We start from the raw sequence: 16,156 nt of genomic DNA on the forward strand, positions 1-16,156 counted from the left end.
GCTACGTGGGCGACTACGCAAGGGGAATGGATTCGGGTATAATTGACCTCGTCTTAGTAGGCAAAGTCGACAAAGCTTACCTACAAAATTTAATAGACAAGGTCGAGCCCATGCTTCACCGAAAAATACGCTGCCTGTCTTTAAGCGAAGACGAGCTTGAAAAGTTTAAAGCTACGCTTAAGCTTGAAGAGGCAATAGAGCTGTGGAGCAGCGACAGGGGTGAGTGAGGGTGAGGGTGGAAATTCAAAACTAAAGATGTGACCCCAAATTGGAAATTGGAAGGAGAAGCAAAACTTATGTCAACGTTGTACGAAAAGATCACTACGAAATCTGCGAAAGTCGGCGTAATCGGGCTTGGATATGTGGGCCTTCCTCTGGCGGTGGAAAAGGCAAAGGCGGGCTTTAGCGTATTGGGCTTTGACATCCAACGCGAAAAGGTGGACAAAATAAACCGCGGCGAAAACTACATAGGAGACGTCGTCCCCGAAGACCTGGCGACTTTGACCAAAAACGGGCACCTTTCGGCCACGGACAACTTTTCCCGCATTGGCGAATGTGACGTCGTGGCGATATGCGTTCCTACACCTCTGGACAACTTCAAGCAGCCCGACTTAAGCTACGTAGTAAATACGGCTGATACCCTGTCTTCATTCATGCACGAAGACATGCTCGTCGTCCTAGAATCTACTACCTATCCCGGTACCACGGAAGAGGTGCTTCTTCCCATCCTTTCAAAAGGCGGCTTAAAGGTAGGCCGCGACTTTTACCTTGCCTATTCGCCCGAGCGCGTTGACCCCGGCAACTTGCTTTATAAGACCAAAAACACGCCAAAGGTGGTAGGTGGATGCACGCCCCAATGTCTTAAACATGCCAAGGCCTTATACGAGGCAGTCCTGCAGGCTCCCATATTTGCCGTATCTTCTCCAAAGGAAGCCGAGATGGCAAAGATACTTGAAAACACCTTTCGTATAGTAAACTGCGCACTGGCAAACGAGATGGCCATCGTGTGCAGGAAGCTTGGCATAAATATCTGGGAGGTCATAGAGGCTGCTTCGACCAAGCCCTTTGGCTTCATGCCCTTTTATCCCGGCCCGGGCGTGGGTGGCCACTGCATCCCCATAGATCCCTTTTTCCTGACCTACAAGGCAAGGTCTGTCGACTATCACACGAGGCTCATAGAACTGGCAGGCGAGATAAACGACTACATGCCCGAATACGTGACCGCGAGGCTGCAGGACCTGCTTAACGACGAAAGAAAGCCCCTAAGGGAAAGCAAGGTCATACTTTTAGGCATCGCCTACAAGGGCGACATCAGACGACGTGCGCGAATCGCCCGCGCTGAAGGTGTGGGACCAGCTAGAGGCCAAAGGAGCAGACGTCACTTACTTTGATCCCTACTGCAGGTCGGTGAAGCGCAAAGGCAAAGTTTACGAGTCGTGCTCCTTAGACGAAGATATGCTAAAAAAAGCCGACGCCGTCGTAGTAACTTGCGCTCACACCAAGGGCGTTGATTACAATTTGGTATTAGAAGCTTCACCGCTGATACTTGACACCAAAAACGTCATTTCAAAAGTCACTGGCGTTGATCTTAAAAGCTGCCCGAAGCTTCATCTGCTTTAAACTTTTATGCCAAAGGAGACACCGAAGTTGCAGGACTCGATTAAAGTTGCCGTAATTGGCGCAGGAAACTGGGGCAAAAACTTAGCTAAAAACTTTTACGAACTCGGCGCGCTTTTTGCCGTCGTAGACGAGGACGAAGGCCGCCTAAACAAAGTAGGCAAAGACTATAAGGGTGTGCATTTGCTTACCAGTTTAAACGACCTATGGAAGATGGACATACCCTCGGTTGCAATAGCTACGCCAGCGCCTACTCACTACGAAATAACAAAAACAGCCCTTTCAAAGGGCAGGGACGTATTCGTCGAAAAGCCCTTTACATTAAACGCAAGTCAAGCAGAAGAGCTTGTAACGCTAGCCAAATCTTCAGGCCGCATAATCATGGTGGGCCATCTCCTTCTTTACCAGCCTGCCATAAGGTGGATCAAAGACTGCATCCTAAAAAATACCTTGGGAAAGTTGTATTTCCTTCATCAGGAGAGGTTAAACCTGGGGCGTGCAAGGAGGGGCGAAAACGCGCTTTGGAGCCTTGGCGTCCACGACGTGGCCGTGTTTTTAGACCTCGTCGGAAGAAATCCACAAAGAGTCGAGGTAGTAGGCCAGCCCGTTTTGCCAGGATGGCATTGAAGACGACGTGTACCTTCACCTCGCCTTTCCCGAGGGAGTAGCGGCACACCTTCACGCCTCATGGCTTTGGCCGGAAAAGCACCGCAGATTGACTGCCGTATTCGAACGGGGCATGCTCGTCTACGACGAAATTGCCCAGATAGTAACGCTTCATAAAAAATACATAAATTCAAAATTAGAAAACATGGACGAAGGCCAGCAAGTCGTATATAAAGGAAACAGCGAACCGCTGAAGCTAGAGCTCGAACATTTTATAGAGTGCTGCCAAAGCAGGCAAAGGCCCTACTCCGACGGCGAAAGCGCCGTTGGGGTAGTCAAAATTTTGGAAGAAGCAAGCAACAAGCTGGGGGTGAAGGTGTGAGCGATTACTTTGTGCATGAATCTTCTTACGTAGACGACGGAGCGCGCATCGGAGAGGGCACCAAGATATGGCATTTCTGCCACATAAGCGGCGACTGCGAGATAGGCTCTCACTGCTCGATCGGACAAAACGTATATGTGGCAAAAAACGTGAAGATAGGAAATCACGTGAAGATACAAAACAACGTCTCGGTATATGAGGGCGTCATCCTTGAAGACTACGTCTTTTGCGGACCGAGCATGGTCTTTACCAACGTAAGGACTCCCCGCTGCGCCTACCCACGAAACACAAGCGAAGATTACGTAAAGACATTGGTAAAAAGAAACGCCTCCATAGGCGCAAACGCCACAATAGTCTGCGGTGTGACGATAGGCGAATGGGCCTTTGTTGCCGCCGGCGCCGTCGTCACGAAAGACGTGCCCCCTTACGGGCTGGTAGCGGGCGTGCCCGCAAAGATCATCGGCTGGGCCTGTGAGTCGCGGCCTTCCGCTGCGCTTTGCCGACGCACATGCCCTATGTCCTGAATGCCTGAAGGAATACCGCAAGGAAAACGAAGCGTGCATAGTTCGAATTAAATGAGGTGAAGACATGAGCGAGCTTAAGATCCCCGTTTTAGACCTGAAACCTGAGATAAACGAGCACTTAAACGAATACATGAAGGCCATAGAGGAAGTCCTGAGATCCGCCCAGTTCATCATGGGACCAAACGTAAAGGCCTTCGAGGAAGAAGTCGCCCGTTACCATGGGGTCAAACACGCCATAGGCGTAAATTCGGGCACCGACGCATTGGTAATTGCCCTTAGGGCTGCAGGAATAGGGGAGAATGACGAAGTCATAACGACGCCCTTTACCTTTTTTGCTACGGCCGAGTCCATCACGGCTTTGGGTGCGACGCCCGTGTTCGTGGACATAGACGAACGCACCTTTAACATCAATCCTGACCTCGTAAAGCAGGCCATAACGAAGCGCACCAGGGCGATACTTCCCGTGCACCTTTACGGCCAGGCCGCGGACATGGACCCCATCATGGAGTTGGCTGATGCCTACGGCCTAAAGGTCATAGAAGACACCGCCCAGGCCTTTGGAGGTGACTACAAGGGTCGAAAGCTTGGAACCATAGGCCACGTGGGTTGCTTTTCCTTCTTTCCCTCAAAGACACTTGGCGGCTTTGGCAACGGCGGCCTTATAGCTACAAACGACGACGAAGTGGCAGAGACGGCCAAGATGCTTCGAGTCCACGGCTCAAAGAAAAAATATTATAACGAAACAGTCGGCTACAACTCACGCTTGGACGAAATACAGGCCGCGATACTGCGGGTAAAGCTTCCCTACATAGACGAAGCAAACGAAGCCAGAAGAAAGGCTGCCCACAGGTATAACGACTTACTGAAGGGTGTCTCAGGGATAATAACCCCCTTTGAAGACGCACGATCAAAACACGTCTACCACCAATACACCATTCGCGTCTTGGACGGCAAAAGAGATGAACTTCAAAAACACCTGGCCGACCGCGGCATTGGCACGATGGTCTACTACCCCGTACCCGTACACAGGCTCCCTCTATATAAGGAGGGCGCGCCTGTGCTTCCCGTCGCAGAAAGGCTGAGCAGCGAAGTCTTAAGCCTCCCTATATGGCCGAATATAGAGGAGGATGTGCAGGGGGAAGTAGCGGAGGCGGTAAAGGGATTTATGAGGTGAATGATATCAAGACTTGCAGGACAGTTTACCTAAAAGCGGTTTCAGGGAGAAATTAGTTTTATGATAGCCCGTTTGGAGAGCTTTATTGACCGTTTTCTGCCAAAGGGATCGGCAATAAGACACGTTTCGTTGGTTGCCGGAGGTACGACGATAGCCCAAGGCATCGGCATTGTAACAATGCCTTTATTGTCCCGTATTTACTCGCCGGCAGACTTTGGGGTTATGGCTGTATTTGTCTCAGTTACATCAATTTTGGTAGAAATATCGGGCCTTCGCTATCATTTTGCGATCCCGCTTCCAAAGCAGGAACGTTATGCAGATGCTCTTGTCGTGTTGAGCTTTTTACTTCAAGCTTTGTTCGTGGTTATTATAAGCCTGGTGCTTCTTGTCTTCGGCAAAACGATTCTTTCCAAATTCTCCATGGATGTTTTGATACCTTATCAATTTCTCATTCCCATAGGTATTCTGGGCATGGGAACCTACTTGATCTTAACCTACTGGGCTATCAGGAAAAAGCTCTTTTCAACTATAGGAAGGACAAGGGTAACGCAATCGTTGAGTGGTGCCTTGACGAAAATTGCCTTGGGTTTTCTGGGGTTTAGACCTATAGGCCTTTTGTTGGGCTCTATAATGTCGCAAGCGGGCGGCATTTCGACACTTTCCTTTGGTCTGATAAAGGGGAAAGGTCTCCCCAAGCCAACAAGGCCTGACATAAAAAGAGTTGCAATTAGATACCGTAAGTTTCCAATGTATGACGCATGGGCAGGCATGCTTAATACGGTAGGAAGGCAAATTATGCCCATTCTTTTAGTGAGTTTCTATAATACTCATGTTGCAGGGCTTTTTTCAATGGCTCAAAGCCTTCTTGGTCTTCCTTCTGCCTTCATTGGACAAGCCATAGGCCAAGTATTTTTACAGCGTGCGAGCGTAGCTCGCCACCAGGGCAACCTAAAGGATTTATCGATGCGTACCTACATGATCCTTCTCAGACTAGGGTTGTTTCCGATTCTTCTACTTGCCTTTTTTGCGCCACCTCTGTTTGCATACGTGCTTGGTGAAAGATGGCTTGAGGCAGGATCCTTTGCGCGCGTTTTGGGACCATGGATAGCTTTTTCCTTTGCCTACAGCCCTATGAGCAATTTATACTCAATACTCGATCGCCAAGCAGCTGGGCTTATCTTTGAAATTTTTTACATTTCAGCAAGAGTTTTTGCCTTCTGGGCAGGCACTACATTTGGTGGCCCATTGCTCGCAGCTGCCTTTTTTGGGTTGGTTGGTTTTACGGTGCTTTTTTTTAGAATGAACTACATATTGTCCGCGGCAGGCAATGACATGAGACATATTTTAAAGGTAAACATGAGCATTTTTCTGGAAACGGGGTTACTGCTTGTACTGCCAATTGCCTCTATGTTATTTGAACTTCATCCTGTAATCATTGTAGTAGCCTTATTATTATCGCTTGGCGCATATTCAAAGAGGGCTCTTGCATCGTTTAAAATGGCCGGAGGGAGAATCTGATGAACGGCAAAATTATCGTTAACTTGACCAGAAATTGGCATCCGGGGATTCCCCATTTTAGGGGAACGATATTGATTCTATAAGGGGCTTTTTATGAAAGATGTTCATTAAATTCCGAATCATAAAGGGTGAAACTTATGACTAATGTGAAAATAAACCTGAACGATGGCTGGAAGAAAATTAAAAATATTTATATAAAAGGGACTATATTTGAGGGTAATCGTATATTAAAACCTGAAGAGGTTTTTGACAAGCTAAGTGAGCTTGAGGAATCGAAAGTTATAGATTGCCTTCGCCATCTTAATGGTTATTTCAGCATTGTTAATGTTAATGAAAACAACGGCTGGATGGCTGTGGATAGGATTCGAAGTTTTCCCCTCTTTTATGGAAAACAAAAAGATTCACTGATTATTTCTGATGTTGCCAGTTGGGTAAAAGAACAAGTCGGTGATCTTGATATTCATCCTATAGCTCGCCAAGAATTCTTGCTCACAGGGTTCGTTACAGGACCAGATACTTTATTTGAGAATGTTAAGCAAGTGCAAGCTGGTGAGGTAATCTTTTTTAATGATGAAGGTTGTGTAAATCTAAAATCTGCCCGTTATTACGACTATTTTCATACACACTACTATGACACAGATAATGAATATTTATTACAACAGCTTGATGTTGTAATGTCGAATATTTTTGACCGGCTTATTACAATAGCTAATGGGCGAACAATTTTCGTTCCCCTTAGCGGCGGGTATGACTCTAGATTCATTGTCCTTATGCTAAAAAGACTTGGTTATGGTAATATTTGCGCATTTAGCTACGGAATACCCAACAACGAGGAGAGCCTAATAAGCAAATTTATTGCTAATCAACTTAATATTCGATGGAGATTTGTAGAATATACAAATGAGCTTTGGAGGCAATGGTATAATACTGACACAATGAGACATTATTTTAAAATGGCGGGAAATTTTTGTTCTCTGCCTCACATACAGGATTGGCCTGCTGTTTTGCAGTTAAAAAATGACATTGATAGCGACAGCTATTTTTGTTCCAGGAATATCGGCCGATCTTAACACCGGTGGTTTTATAGAAAAATATCCATCTATTTACGAAGCAAATGCAACTGAAGATGATTTGATAAAGCTAATATTGAATTATAGTTATGAATTATATCCTTTTAACAATATTCCTCTGGATATTAAACATGTAATCGAGCAGAAGATTCATAGAATAATTAACAACAAACCTTATGGTGGCACATATGGAGAAAAGTTTGAGTGTTGGGTTTCTACAGAAAAGGTAGCAAAATTTGTGCTGAATTCCGTTAGAGTATATGAATTTTTTGGTTTTGACTGGTGGACGCCGTATTGGGATGATGAGTTTGCCAGCTTTTGGTATAACGTGCCACATCAACTTAGGTATAGGCAAAAATTGTATACGTCATATCTGGCAAAAATTACACGAGAGTTAAATCTTCTTGGCGATATAGACCCCTTATTTAGAGATGGAAGACTTCCGCAGAAATTACGGGCACAATTGACAAACGGATCTTCGAGAAGAGTAAATTTAATGAAAATTATAAGACCTGCAGCAAAGCGCATATTGCCAGACATGGCCAAAAAATATCTTAGGTTGCCAAAAGGATATCGTTGGATGTTGCCTGAAGCTATATTAACGAGGCATATTAAAAATCATCCGATAGGAGTGTTGGGCTGCTTTCCTCGGAAAGACGCAATCAAATTACTGCGCCAAGCATATTCCTCGAATGGAATCGCTGCGTATTTTTATATTAAAGGACTAGAAGACAACTTGCGCAAAGGAGAAGTCTGACAAGTGAATTTTTTAAAACTTATACGATTCCCTAAAGCTCTTTTTAGGATAACCACATTCCTTGCTAGAAACCTGTGGCAAGCTAGGAAAATCCCTGTTATCAACAAAGGGGCATATGATGACGTTGAATTTATTCCCTGTACGAAAGATCTTGTGCCCTATGTGTCGAACCTTTACGCTCAATTCCATGAAGGCATAAAGCTCGGCCTTGATAAGAAAACGTTATACAGTTTGGCTGGAGAGAAGTTGTGTCTTGTTGTAAGGGACAAGAAGACAAATCAAATCGTTGGATATGCGTTGTATTACTTCAACCGCCGCGATATAAAAGAAGCCACTATTCACGAAGGGGATATTAGCCTGCATTCAGATTATAGGGGAAAGGGGATTGGCACAGCACAACGACTTCATATTTTGTGCCATTTTGCTCGCTGTCCTTCGATTAAAGCTCTTTCGTCTCGAATAGATCTAGATAATCAGGCTTCCTTGAGAAGTGGCCAAAAAGTTGGATACAAGATAAAAGAATGTTACTTTGATCAAAGCAGAGACAAAGAAAGGGCTTATCTCATTTGTGACCTAGCGCCATACAGGGAATGCAATACGAATGAAGAACAAGAAAGAGCCCTTCCGAAAAAAAGGATGAGTTAAATTGATGCATGATCCTTTTTATAGGGACCTTGCGACTAGCTGCTCCGCCCTTTTTCTGGATGGGTGGCTGAAGTTTAACGGAAAAAACGGTTTTAAAATTATATGTATACATAAAATCCATTTCTAAAGAATAAGGGACTTAAAATGTTTATTAACATCTATTATGTGCCAATGGAAGCTTATGCAAGCTAATTTACAAAGGAGCGCCTATAAATAAAGGGAAGAGTTCTTTTAAATGATATGTTAGCAATATGAATCGTTGCTTACTTGTTCAAGGGATACCCAAAATGTTAATTGTTGATTTGCTTAGAAAGGAATGATTTTATGTCAACCTCAATTTTAATTACATCTCCGTTATTTTTGGACGGATGGTTAGAATTTAACCAGCGTAAGTGGAACCTAAAACCCAAGGTTGTGGAATTCAGAGAAAATAACAAGGAACAGCCCCTTTTGAGAGCGGTTCTTTATTATGATAGTAAGGGCCGTGTAAAAATGCCTCCCAGAAACCCGTACTTGCCTGTAGATTTCCAGCCGACACCGACAGAGCTTTTGGGTCGTCTTGGACGGCAGTGGTTAGCTTTAGGTGCTATGATGGCTGAAGAACTGCGCCACAGCGGGGTAAGAGGATCAATTGCGTTTTCACCAACCATAACCGATATGAGACCCTTTCAATGGCAAGGTTTCCATGCGCAGGTCCGATATACTTTTTACTTAAACTTTCCTATAGATGAAAATCAGATTGACCACGCTGTTCGCAAGCAAATTAAAAAAGACCGCCAAAAGCGGTTTCAAGTGTTCTGATGCCGCGTCGCCAAAGGAAATAATAGAATGTTTAAAGGAAACGGAAGATCGTCAGGGGTTTTCTCATGGACTAACAACTGCAGACATTTGTTTGGCCAAAGACCTTTTGGGAGAGGAACACTTTAAATGCTATGGTTGCTATGCCCCCAACGGAGAGATTGCTAGTGCTCGTATAATCCTACATTCTCATGGAAGCCGGGCTATTGATTGGGTTGCCGGTACAAAAAGAGAATTCCTAAATAGTGGAGCCACTCAGGCTGTAATTGCGTTTGCTCTTGAAAATCTTGCTTCAGAAGGTGCTATTGGGTTTGATTATTCGGGAGCGAATATTCCAAGCGTGGCAGCTGCAAAGGCTACTTGGGGAGGACCATTGGTTCCGTTTTATGTGCTTAGATCTCCCGACATAAGAGGCTTGGTTAAATACGGTCTTGGTATATTAAGATATCGTGGTCTATTTGCGAGGTGATACAACCATTGACACTATTAATCAAACATCCGCCAACATTCGAAAATGAACGACTATATGCATTTCATGTGATCCTAAAGGAGTTCTTGGGTCTGGATTATCGCTCCGTTGCAGAGAAACGACAAGACGTCCTGATAACCATGAATGACACAGAAGGCCGCGAATTGCTTGTCTCAGACGTCTTATTTCAAACTCCAACGGACAAATGGATTAAGGACGATTCTTTGCCGAACCAACCGCTGGAGACATTTGATTTATCTCAGGTTCTTGTCGATATTGCATGTGTAAATCATATTATCCCGATCATCTACGGAAGCAGATTGGATAGCGGCAATTATATAGATGTTCAAGATTCTAAAGTTAAATTGGGCCTCGATATTTTTGGGAGCGCCTTTTTCATGCTCACGCGATACGAAGAGGTCGTTAAATCGGTCAAAGACGAGCACGAGCGCTTTCCGGCCCGGGCATCGCTTGCTTACCGTGAGGGCTTTTTAATGCGCCCGATAGTAAATGAATACCTGGAGATTCTGTGGTGGTCCATTAAGAAGCTTTGGCCTGGACTTGAGCGTAAAAAAAGAAGCTACAGAGTATGTCTCAGCCATGACGTAGATTGGCCTTTGAGCGTCGCCGGCAACAATCCTCTAAGGGTGTTAAAAACCGCAGCGGGAGATGTCTTAAAAAGAAAAGATGTGCAACTTTTGACGCGCAGGCTTATGTCGTTGGCAAAGGTATGCACGGGAAACGTCGATGCGGATATCAGTAATACCTTTGATTTCATCATGGACGCGAGCGAACGAAAGGGCTTAAGGAGCGCTTTTTACTTCATCGCCGACCATACGGCGGGTAGAATCGACGGAATTTACCGCCTTGAAGATCCATGGATTAGAAAGCTCATGAAAAAGATCTGCGGGCGGGGACATGAAATAGGGCTGCACGCAAGCTATAATAGTTTTCGAAGCATGGATCAGGTGAAGAGGGAGTTTGAAAGGCTTATTTCGGTTGCGGAAGAAGAGGGGATTTGCCAGGACGTTTGGGGCGGAAGGCAGCATTACCTGCGCTGGGAGGCTCCGACGACGTGGCGGGCGTGGGAGGAAGCAGGGCTAGATTACCGACAGCACATTGACCTTTGCGGATCACGTCGGATTTCGCTGCGGAGTGTGTTTTGAGTATCCCGTTTACGACGTCCTGCAGCGGAAACCTTTAGCCTTGCGCGAAAGGCCCTTGATAGTGATGGAAGGAAGCATGCTAGGATGCCAATATATGGGACTTTCGCATGAAAAGTCCCTGTCATTGATCCAAAAGCTGGCAGAAACGTGTAAAATGTTTAATGGCGATTTTACGTTGTTATGGCATAACAGCAGCTTGCTCTCAAAAAAGGACAGGGAGCTTTACGGTAAGGTGTTGGTGGGGGTTTGAATTTGAGGCGTAGTCGTGAAGGCGGCATAAAAAACGGAGTGGTCGTATTATGCTAAAGATAGTGTCTGTGGTCGGTGCCCGCCCGCAGTTCATCAAAGCTGCCGCAGTATCGCGGGTGCTTAGGGCAACAGAAGGCGTCAATGAAATCTTGGTGCATACGGGTCAACATTACGACACAAATATGTCTGACGTATTCTTTGAGGAGCTTGAGATACCAAGGCCCGATTACAACCTGGGTATCGGTTCCGGCACGCACGGCGCGCAGACTGGGAAAATGCTAGAAGCCATCGAAAAAGTTTTGTTGGAAGAAAAACCTGACTGGGTGCTGGTTTACGGCGATACAAACTCCACACTGGCCGGTGCGCTGGCGGCCGTCAAGCTTCATATACCGGTGGCACACGTTGAGGCGGGCCCGCGCTCATTTAATCGCCGAATGCCTGAGGAGATCAACAGGGTTCTTACCGATCATGCCTCGGATTTGCTCTTTGCTCCCACGAAGACGGCCGTTATGAACTTGCGACACGAGGGAATCCCAGAAGAAAGGATTAAATTAGTCGGAGATGTGATGTACGACGCTGCCCTTTATTATGGCAAAAAGGCCGAGCGGCAAAGCCATATATTAAATAAACTGGGTTTAAAACCTAAGGAATACGTCCTTGTTACTGTGCACCGCGCCGAAAACATGGATGATCCCGTAAGGCTTCGGGTCATATTTGACGCATTTTGTGAAATAGCCCGCGATATAAAGGTGGTCTTGCCTTTACATCCGCGTACCGGTGAGGCGTTGATAAAAAGCGGCATGTACGATAAGGTGGCTTCATGCATTTGCCTGACTGAGCCAGTTGGCTATCTTGATATGGTGATGCTTGAAAAAAATGCCCGCCTCATCGCCACAGATTCCGGCGGCGTGCAAAAGGAGGCGTTTTTCTATCGCGTGCCCTGCGTTACCTTGCGGGAGGAGACGGAATGGGTGGAATTGGTCGAGCTGGGGTGGAACTTTCTTACCTCCCCTATATCGAAAGAAACCATTATCGCAGGTATTCGCTACAATTATATAAATCATGATAGATCAGAGCATTACCCTTACGGTAAGGGGAATTCGGCGGAGAAAGTTTTGCATTTTCTCTTGAAATAGTTTATTTTTGATACATGAAAGGAGCCATCTTTGAGTGAAACGGCTAATATATTTGTCTCTCCAGGCCACTAAACAAGGACAGGCAAGTTATGCTCATGTACATGAAATTATCAAGGGGCTTCGCAAAAGGGGATGGGAGGTGCAGTTATTTGAACCAACCTATTCAAAGAGCTATCACACACCCGGCCCCTTCGTCCGTTTATTGGCTTTCATTAAAGTTCAATTTATACTGTTAATTAATTTGATTAAGATCAAGCCGGACGCTATTTACATTAGAAATCACTTTGCTACTTTTCCTACAGCTTTAGTAGCTAAACTATTGCGCAAACCCGTGGTGCAGGAGGTAAACGGGCCTTATGAGGATTTATTTATAGCCTGGCCAAAAACTAAAATGCTTGCGCCCCTATTTAAGTGGCTAATACGCAAACAACTAAAATGGGCGGATGCAGTTGTGGCTGTGACGCCGCAGTTGGGAGAATGGGTGCAAAGCGAAACCGGACAGCGATCAATTCAAATTATACCCAATGGTGCTAACCCGGAAATTTTCCAGCCGCAGGCTCAGTTAAAATATGATCTTCCCAAACCCTATGCAGTTTTTTTTGGTGCTTTAGCGCGATGGCAGGGAATAGATACTTTGATTAAAGCAGCCTATAGCCCTTATTGGCCCCCTGATGTCAACATGATAATAGTTGGAGATGGCGCAGAACGTGAAGTTGTTGAAAAGGCAGCTCTCGATAATACTAAAATTACATATCTAGGACCTGTTCCATATCTTGACATTGCTGGGATTGTTGCCAACAGTTTGGCTAGTCTTGTACCTAAAAACAATCAAGGCGATCGCTCCTCTACCGGCTTATTTCCTTTGAAACTGTTTGAGACTATAGCCTGTGGTGCTCCTGTTATTGTTACAGACTTTCCCGGCCAGGCTGATTTGGTAAGGCGATACAGCTGTGGATTGGTAATTCCCCCCGATGATCCCGATGCGTTGGCTAAAGCAGTTGCAACGATTTATGCCAACCCAACGATGAGATTGGATATGGGAGTGCGAGGTCGTAAGGCAATTGAAGAAGAACATTCATGGGATTGTCGTGCTGCAAAGACAGATGACCTCTTGCGTCAGATTATAGCTTCAAAAAGGGGTAAAAGGGAATGAATGAAGGAGCATTTATTATTTCTGTGTTAGGTTTAATATTAGTGCCTTTGATATCGTACTTTTTGCTCAAGGGAACTATTCTTGATGTCTCATCGCCTAAAAATAACCCTTGGCCTCTAATGTGGTATTATGAGCTTGCGCTGGTATTGATACCACTTATTATAGTAAGTGCTGTTGGTATTGATCATGTACCCATTTTTTTTAAGGCAGTACCAGGAACTGAGGGAGAAATAGCTGTTCTAGTTATTATAACGTTAGTGATGTATGTGGTAACTTTAGCGTTTTCACTTAGATTATTTGGACTTTATAAAAAAAGAACGAAACCAATGGAAGCTCCGGTATTTTCGCCTTCAAATAAAAGACTGTTGTATTCTTTATGTTTTGTCGGAATATTGTCCATAGCCGGTTTTTATTTTTTAGGATATAAACATGCTTTTCTTACGTCGATTTTAGAGGGGAAAAGGCTGTCGGAGGTACGGCTTGCCAATAGATATTTCTCTCATGTTCCTTCGCAAGTTCAATCTATAATAGATTTATTAGGGTATTTGATTGCAGCGCTTGCCGGCTATCAAGGTCGGGTAAATCTAAAAAAGTCATTAGTCTGCTTGATGGTAGCTCTTTTTATTCTAACCGCTTCTGGCAGTAAAGCTCCCCCGGCTTGGGGGCTAATTATTTGGATATTAGCTAAAGGATCCTTAGCTCCTAAGAGGTTATTTTCTTTAAAAGCATTATTGTATTTTTCGCTTATTGCATGTTTTATAATAAGTATGCTTTATTATATCGTATCATTATATATCCCTGAATTAACTTTTGAAAAATATGTATTTTATTTGACAAATAGATTAGGCATTGGTCAGATGGCGGGCGTATACGAAACGTTCGGTCTCTGGAAAGCGGGTTTATTTCCGGAGGGCAATTTTTATTGGCATATGTTTCCAGGTGCTCGGTTTTTTGCAAACTACATGGACTTTCAAAAGGTCTTAATGATGGTTACCGAAGGGTATGGGTATTCGGAAATGGGTGTTAAAAACTCATATTTTATCGCAGAAGCTTTCGCAATAGGAGGATTCCCGCTTGTGTTTCTATCGCCAATTATAGTTGCATTTTCAACTGCGTTGGGGTTAACTATATTAATTGATTTGCTCAAAAGAGTTATAGGTAAAGGATTGTGTTGGCCTATGGCCACGTTATTGTATTTTAAGACACAATCTATAACTGGAGGATTTTCACATTTTCCCCTACAAAAGGGACTTATTTTAATAATTGGACAATTGTTTATTGTTTGGTTTCTTTGCAAAATAATAATGTTCTTTTTAAATATTAAATTAAAGATAAATCTAGATAATGCCCAAAACGTAAATCTTGAGCATGAAAGGTAGACATCAATTAACGGATATATCAAGATTGTAACTTGACATAGTAGGATAATGTTTTAAAAAACCAGAATTACCTTTATGTTGGGCAACACATAGTGAATTGTGTCAAATATTTTTAGCTTTAAAGGGATGTGAAGCATTTTTTTATAAACACAGAAATATTCTTTGTTTAAGTCTGTACTACTTTATAGGCTTCTATTGGTATATGTGATTGATAATGAAGGACATTACTTTGCATGCTTAATTAACAAAACGAACAAGAACTATTTTTTGAAAAATTGTAAAAGATGGTATTTAATTGCTATTTTGCCTATCTTAGTAAATATAGAGTCGGGATCGAAAGGGGTATTTATAGTTGGCTAAAGTCGTCATAATTTCGCATTATTCACCGTCGCTCGTTAATTTCTGCGGTGATTTGATAAGGGCCATGGTTGGACTGGGCCATAAAGTTATTTGTCTTGGGCCCGAGGCAGGCTTTGAACAGCCCCTGCAGGAGCTGGGCGCCGATTGCCTGTAAATCTTATTTCACAGGACTGGGCTAAACTTGTAGACTAAGGCTATCGCTAGCGGCTATGCTTATTTTTTCTGTTATAGCTGTTGATCCCCCGATTTGCTGGACACGAAGTTAAGACTATGTAGTCCAACAAGAGCAGAAAGTTTTGCCATACCAGTGATAAAATGTCTTAGAAGCAGCTGCCATATGCTTGTAAGATGGGAAAGAAAGCAAGAAAAATATAAAGATAATGTATTCCCTGCCCTAGGTAAGGTCGAGCATATATCGAAGCAAACTACAGCCTCGAGCATGTCGTAGACCAGTGGGAGGCACTTTACAAAGAGCTTTTAACCAAAAGGAGATTGGCATAAGTGCAAGTTTGTAACGCGACAAATAAAAACAGTCATTCCCAAAATAAAGGCAAAGTCCTTTTCATCGCCACCGTCTATAACCACTTGGCAGCTTTTCACATCCCATTTATGAAGATGCTGCAGGAAAAAGGCTACGAGGTTCATGCCGCAGCTTCTTCTGTGACAGGACGCAGGGATGATGTTGAAAATGCCGGTGTGATATGTTGGGAGATCCCTTTCAAGCGTTCTCCTTATAACCCTGCTAATGTTAAGGCTTTCCTTGAGTTGAGATCTTTATTAAAGAACCATCATTTTGATCTCATCCATGTTCATACGCCTGTCGCTGCCTTTTTGGGAAGGTTTTTAGCTAAATCAACACATCAGGGGCCGGTTTTATACACTGCACACGGTTTTCACTTCTATAAGGGAGCTCCGAGGCGAAACTGGCTTATCTACCATACTGCAGAGCAAATTGCCTCCCGCTGGACGGACGGGTTAATTGTTATGAACGATGAGGATTTTGAGAATGCCCAAAAGCTTGACTTCAAGGCCGAAGAAAATTTGTTTTACGTGCATGGAGTGGGTGTCGATTTATCCAAATATGCTAACCCGTCTGTAAGCGAGAATAACATTCGTGCTATCCTTAGGAATTGGCCAGGAAGATATCAGTGAT

General features: G+C 44.2%; 20 protein-coding genes. All 20 read left to right on the plus strand.

Annotated elements, in window-relative coordinates:
• The first annotated feature begins 26 nt into the window (after positions 1–26).
• The 20 genes from AC5SXE_RS04495 to AC5SXE_RS04590 all read left to right on the plus strand — a co-directional run bounded on the left by AC5SXE_RS04495 (position 27) and on the right by AC5SXE_RS04590 (position 16,155).
• Positions 27–227, plus strand: a complete 201-nt coding sequence (locus AC5SXE_RS04495) for a hypothetical protein (RefSeq protein WP_493916743.1) — start codon at positions 27–29, stop codon at positions 225–227.
• 69 nt (positions 228–296) lie between these two features.
• A complete protein-coding gene (locus AC5SXE_RS04500; protein WP_493916744.1) occupies positions 297–1,391 on the plus strand; it encodes a nucleotide sugar dehydrogenase in 1,095 nt (364 codons plus the stop codon).
• A complete protein-coding gene (locus tag AC5SXE_RS04505) occupies positions 1,345–1,620 on the plus strand; it encodes a UDP binding domain-containing protein (RefSeq protein ID WP_493917278.1) in 276 nt (91 codons plus the stop codon). The genes AC5SXE_RS04500 and AC5SXE_RS04505 overlap by 47 nt, the downstream gene beginning before the upstream one ends.
• Before the next feature lie 27 nt (positions 1,621–1,647).
• Positions 1,648–2,244 carry a Gfo/Idh/MocA family protein gene (locus tag AC5SXE_RS04510; RefSeq protein WP_493916745.1) on the plus strand — a complete coding sequence of 199 codons (597 nt, stop codon included), beginning with the start codon at positions 1,648–1,650 and terminating at the stop codon, positions 2,242–2,244.
• 7 nt (positions 2,245–2,251) lie between these two features.
• On the plus strand, positions 2,252–2,605 hold the full coding sequence (locus AC5SXE_RS04515) for a hypothetical protein (protein ID WP_493916746.1): 354 nt from the start codon (positions 2,252–2,254) through the stop codon (positions 2,603–2,605).
• On the plus strand, positions 2,602–3,129 hold the full coding sequence (locus tag AC5SXE_RS04520) for an acyltransferase (RefSeq protein ID WP_493916747.1): 528 nt from the start codon (positions 2,602–2,604) through the stop codon (positions 3,127–3,129). Before AC5SXE_RS04515 ends, AC5SXE_RS04520 begins: the two co-directional genes overlap by 4 nt.
• Positions 3,130–3,193: 64 nt before the next feature.
• Positions 3,194–4,303, plus strand: coding sequence for a DegT/DnrJ/EryC1/StrS family aminotransferase (locus AC5SXE_RS04525; RefSeq protein WP_493916748.1), 1,110 nt, complete (start codon positions 3,194–3,196; stop codon positions 4,301–4,303).
• A 60-nt stretch (positions 4,304–4,363) separates the two neighbouring features.
• Positions 4,364–5,821 carry a lipopolysaccharide biosynthesis protein gene (locus AC5SXE_RS04530; RefSeq protein ID WP_493916749.1) on the plus strand — a complete coding sequence of 486 codons (1,458 nt, stop codon included), beginning with the start codon at positions 4,364–4,366 and terminating at the stop codon, positions 5,819–5,821.
• A 137-nt stretch (positions 5,822–5,958) separates the two neighbouring features.
• Positions 5,959–6,891, plus strand: coding sequence for a hypothetical protein (locus AC5SXE_RS04535; protein ID WP_493916750.1), 933 nt, complete (start codon positions 5,959–5,961; stop codon positions 6,889–6,891).
• Entirely contained in the window at positions 6,845–7,648 is an 804-nt protein-coding gene (locus tag AC5SXE_RS04540) for a hypothetical protein (RefSeq protein ID WP_493916751.1), read from the plus strand. Before AC5SXE_RS04535 ends, AC5SXE_RS04540 begins: the two co-directional genes overlap by 47 nt.
• A gap of 3 nt (positions 7,649–7,651) precedes the next feature.
• Complete coding sequence (locus AC5SXE_RS04545; protein WP_493916752.1) at positions 7,652–8,293, plus strand: GNAT family N-acetyltransferase; 642 nt, start codon at positions 7,652–7,654, stop codon at positions 8,291–8,293.
• A gap of 324 nt (positions 8,294–8,617) precedes the next feature.
• The gene (locus AC5SXE_RS04550; protein ID WP_493916753.1) at positions 8,618–9,094 is read left to right on the plus strand and encodes a hypothetical protein; all 477 of its coding nucleotides are present in this window, start codon (positions 8,618–8,620) and stop codon (positions 9,092–9,094) included.
• Complete coding sequence (locus AC5SXE_RS04555; RefSeq protein ID WP_493916754.1) at positions 9,033–9,560, plus strand: GNAT family N-acetyltransferase; 528 nt, start codon at positions 9,033–9,035, stop codon at positions 9,558–9,560. Before AC5SXE_RS04550 ends, AC5SXE_RS04555 begins: the two co-directional genes overlap by 62 nt.
• An 8-nt stretch (positions 9,561–9,568) precedes the next feature.
• Positions 9,569–10,726, plus strand: a complete 1,158-nt coding sequence (locus tag AC5SXE_RS04560) for a DUF7033 domain-containing protein (protein ID WP_493916755.1) — start codon at positions 9,569–9,571, stop codon at positions 10,724–10,726.
• On the plus strand, positions 10,716–10,976 hold the full coding sequence (locus tag AC5SXE_RS04565) for a polysaccharide deacetylase family protein (protein ID WP_493916756.1): 261 nt from the start codon (positions 10,716–10,718) through the stop codon (positions 10,974–10,976). Before AC5SXE_RS04560 ends, AC5SXE_RS04565 begins: the two co-directional genes overlap by 11 nt.
• A 49-nt stretch (positions 10,977–11,025) precedes the next feature.
• Positions 11,026–12,111, plus strand: a complete 1,086-nt coding sequence (gene wecB, locus AC5SXE_RS04570) for a non-hydrolyzing UDP-N-acetylglucosamine 2-epimerase (RefSeq protein WP_493916757.1) — start codon at positions 11,026–11,028, stop codon at positions 12,109–12,111.
• A gap of 34 nt (positions 12,112–12,145) precedes the next feature.
• Positions 12,146–13,264 (plus strand): glycosyltransferase family 4 protein, encoded by a 1,119-nt coding sequence (locus tag AC5SXE_RS04575; protein ID WP_493916758.1) that lies wholly within the window; start codon positions 12,146–12,148, stop codon positions 13,262–13,264.
• Positions 13,261–14,643, plus strand: coding sequence for a hypothetical protein (locus AC5SXE_RS04580; protein ID WP_493916759.1), 1,383 nt, complete (start codon positions 13,261–13,263; stop codon positions 14,641–14,643). The genes AC5SXE_RS04575 and AC5SXE_RS04580 overlap by 4 nt, the downstream gene beginning before the upstream one ends.
• Before the next feature lie 352 nt (positions 14,644–14,995).
• Complete coding sequence (locus tag AC5SXE_RS04585; RefSeq protein ID WP_493916760.1) at positions 14,996–15,157, plus strand: hypothetical protein; 162 nt, start codon at positions 14,996–14,998, stop codon at positions 15,155–15,157.
• A 347-nt stretch (positions 15,158–15,504) separates the two neighbouring features.
• Positions 15,505–16,155: a glycosyltransferase gene (locus AC5SXE_RS04590; protein WP_493916761.1), complete on the plus strand. Its 651-nt coding sequence runs from the start codon at positions 15,505–15,507 to the stop codon at positions 16,153–16,155.
• Position 16,156 lies beyond the last annotated feature (1 nt).

The organism is Acetomicrobium sp. (genome assembly GCF_059026225.1).

Coding starts and splice junctions, on each gene's coding strand:
- AC5SXE_RS04525 (WP_493916748.1), top strand. CDS start 3,194: ATGAGCGAGCTTAAGATCCCCGTTTTAGACCTGAAACCTGAGATAAAC.
- AC5SXE_RS04530 (WP_493916749.1), top strand. CDS start 4,364: ATGATAGCCCGTTTGGAGAGCTTTATTGACCGTTTTCTGCCAAAGGGA.
- AC5SXE_RS04550 (WP_493916753.1), top strand. CDS start 8,618: ATGTCAACCTCAATTTTAATTACATCTCCGTTATTTTTGGACGGATGG.
- AC5SXE_RS04535 (WP_493916750.1), top strand. CDS start 5,959: ATGACTAATGTGAAAATAAACCTGAACGATGGCTGGAAGAAAATTAAA.
- AC5SXE_RS04500 (WP_493916744.1), top strand. CDS start 297: ATGTCAACGTTGTACGAAAAGATCACTACGAAATCTGCGAAAGTCGGC.
- AC5SXE_RS04580 (WP_493916759.1), top strand. CDS start 13,261: ATGAATGAAGGAGCATTTATTATTTCTGTGTTAGGTTTAATATTAGTG.
- AC5SXE_RS04495 (WP_493916743.1), top strand. CDS start 27: ATGGATTCGGGTATAATTGACCTCGTCTTAGTAGGCAAAGTCGACAAA.
- wecB (WP_493916757.1), top strand. CDS start 11,026: ATGCTAAAGATAGTGTCTGTGGTCGGTGCCCGCCCGCAGTTCATCAAA.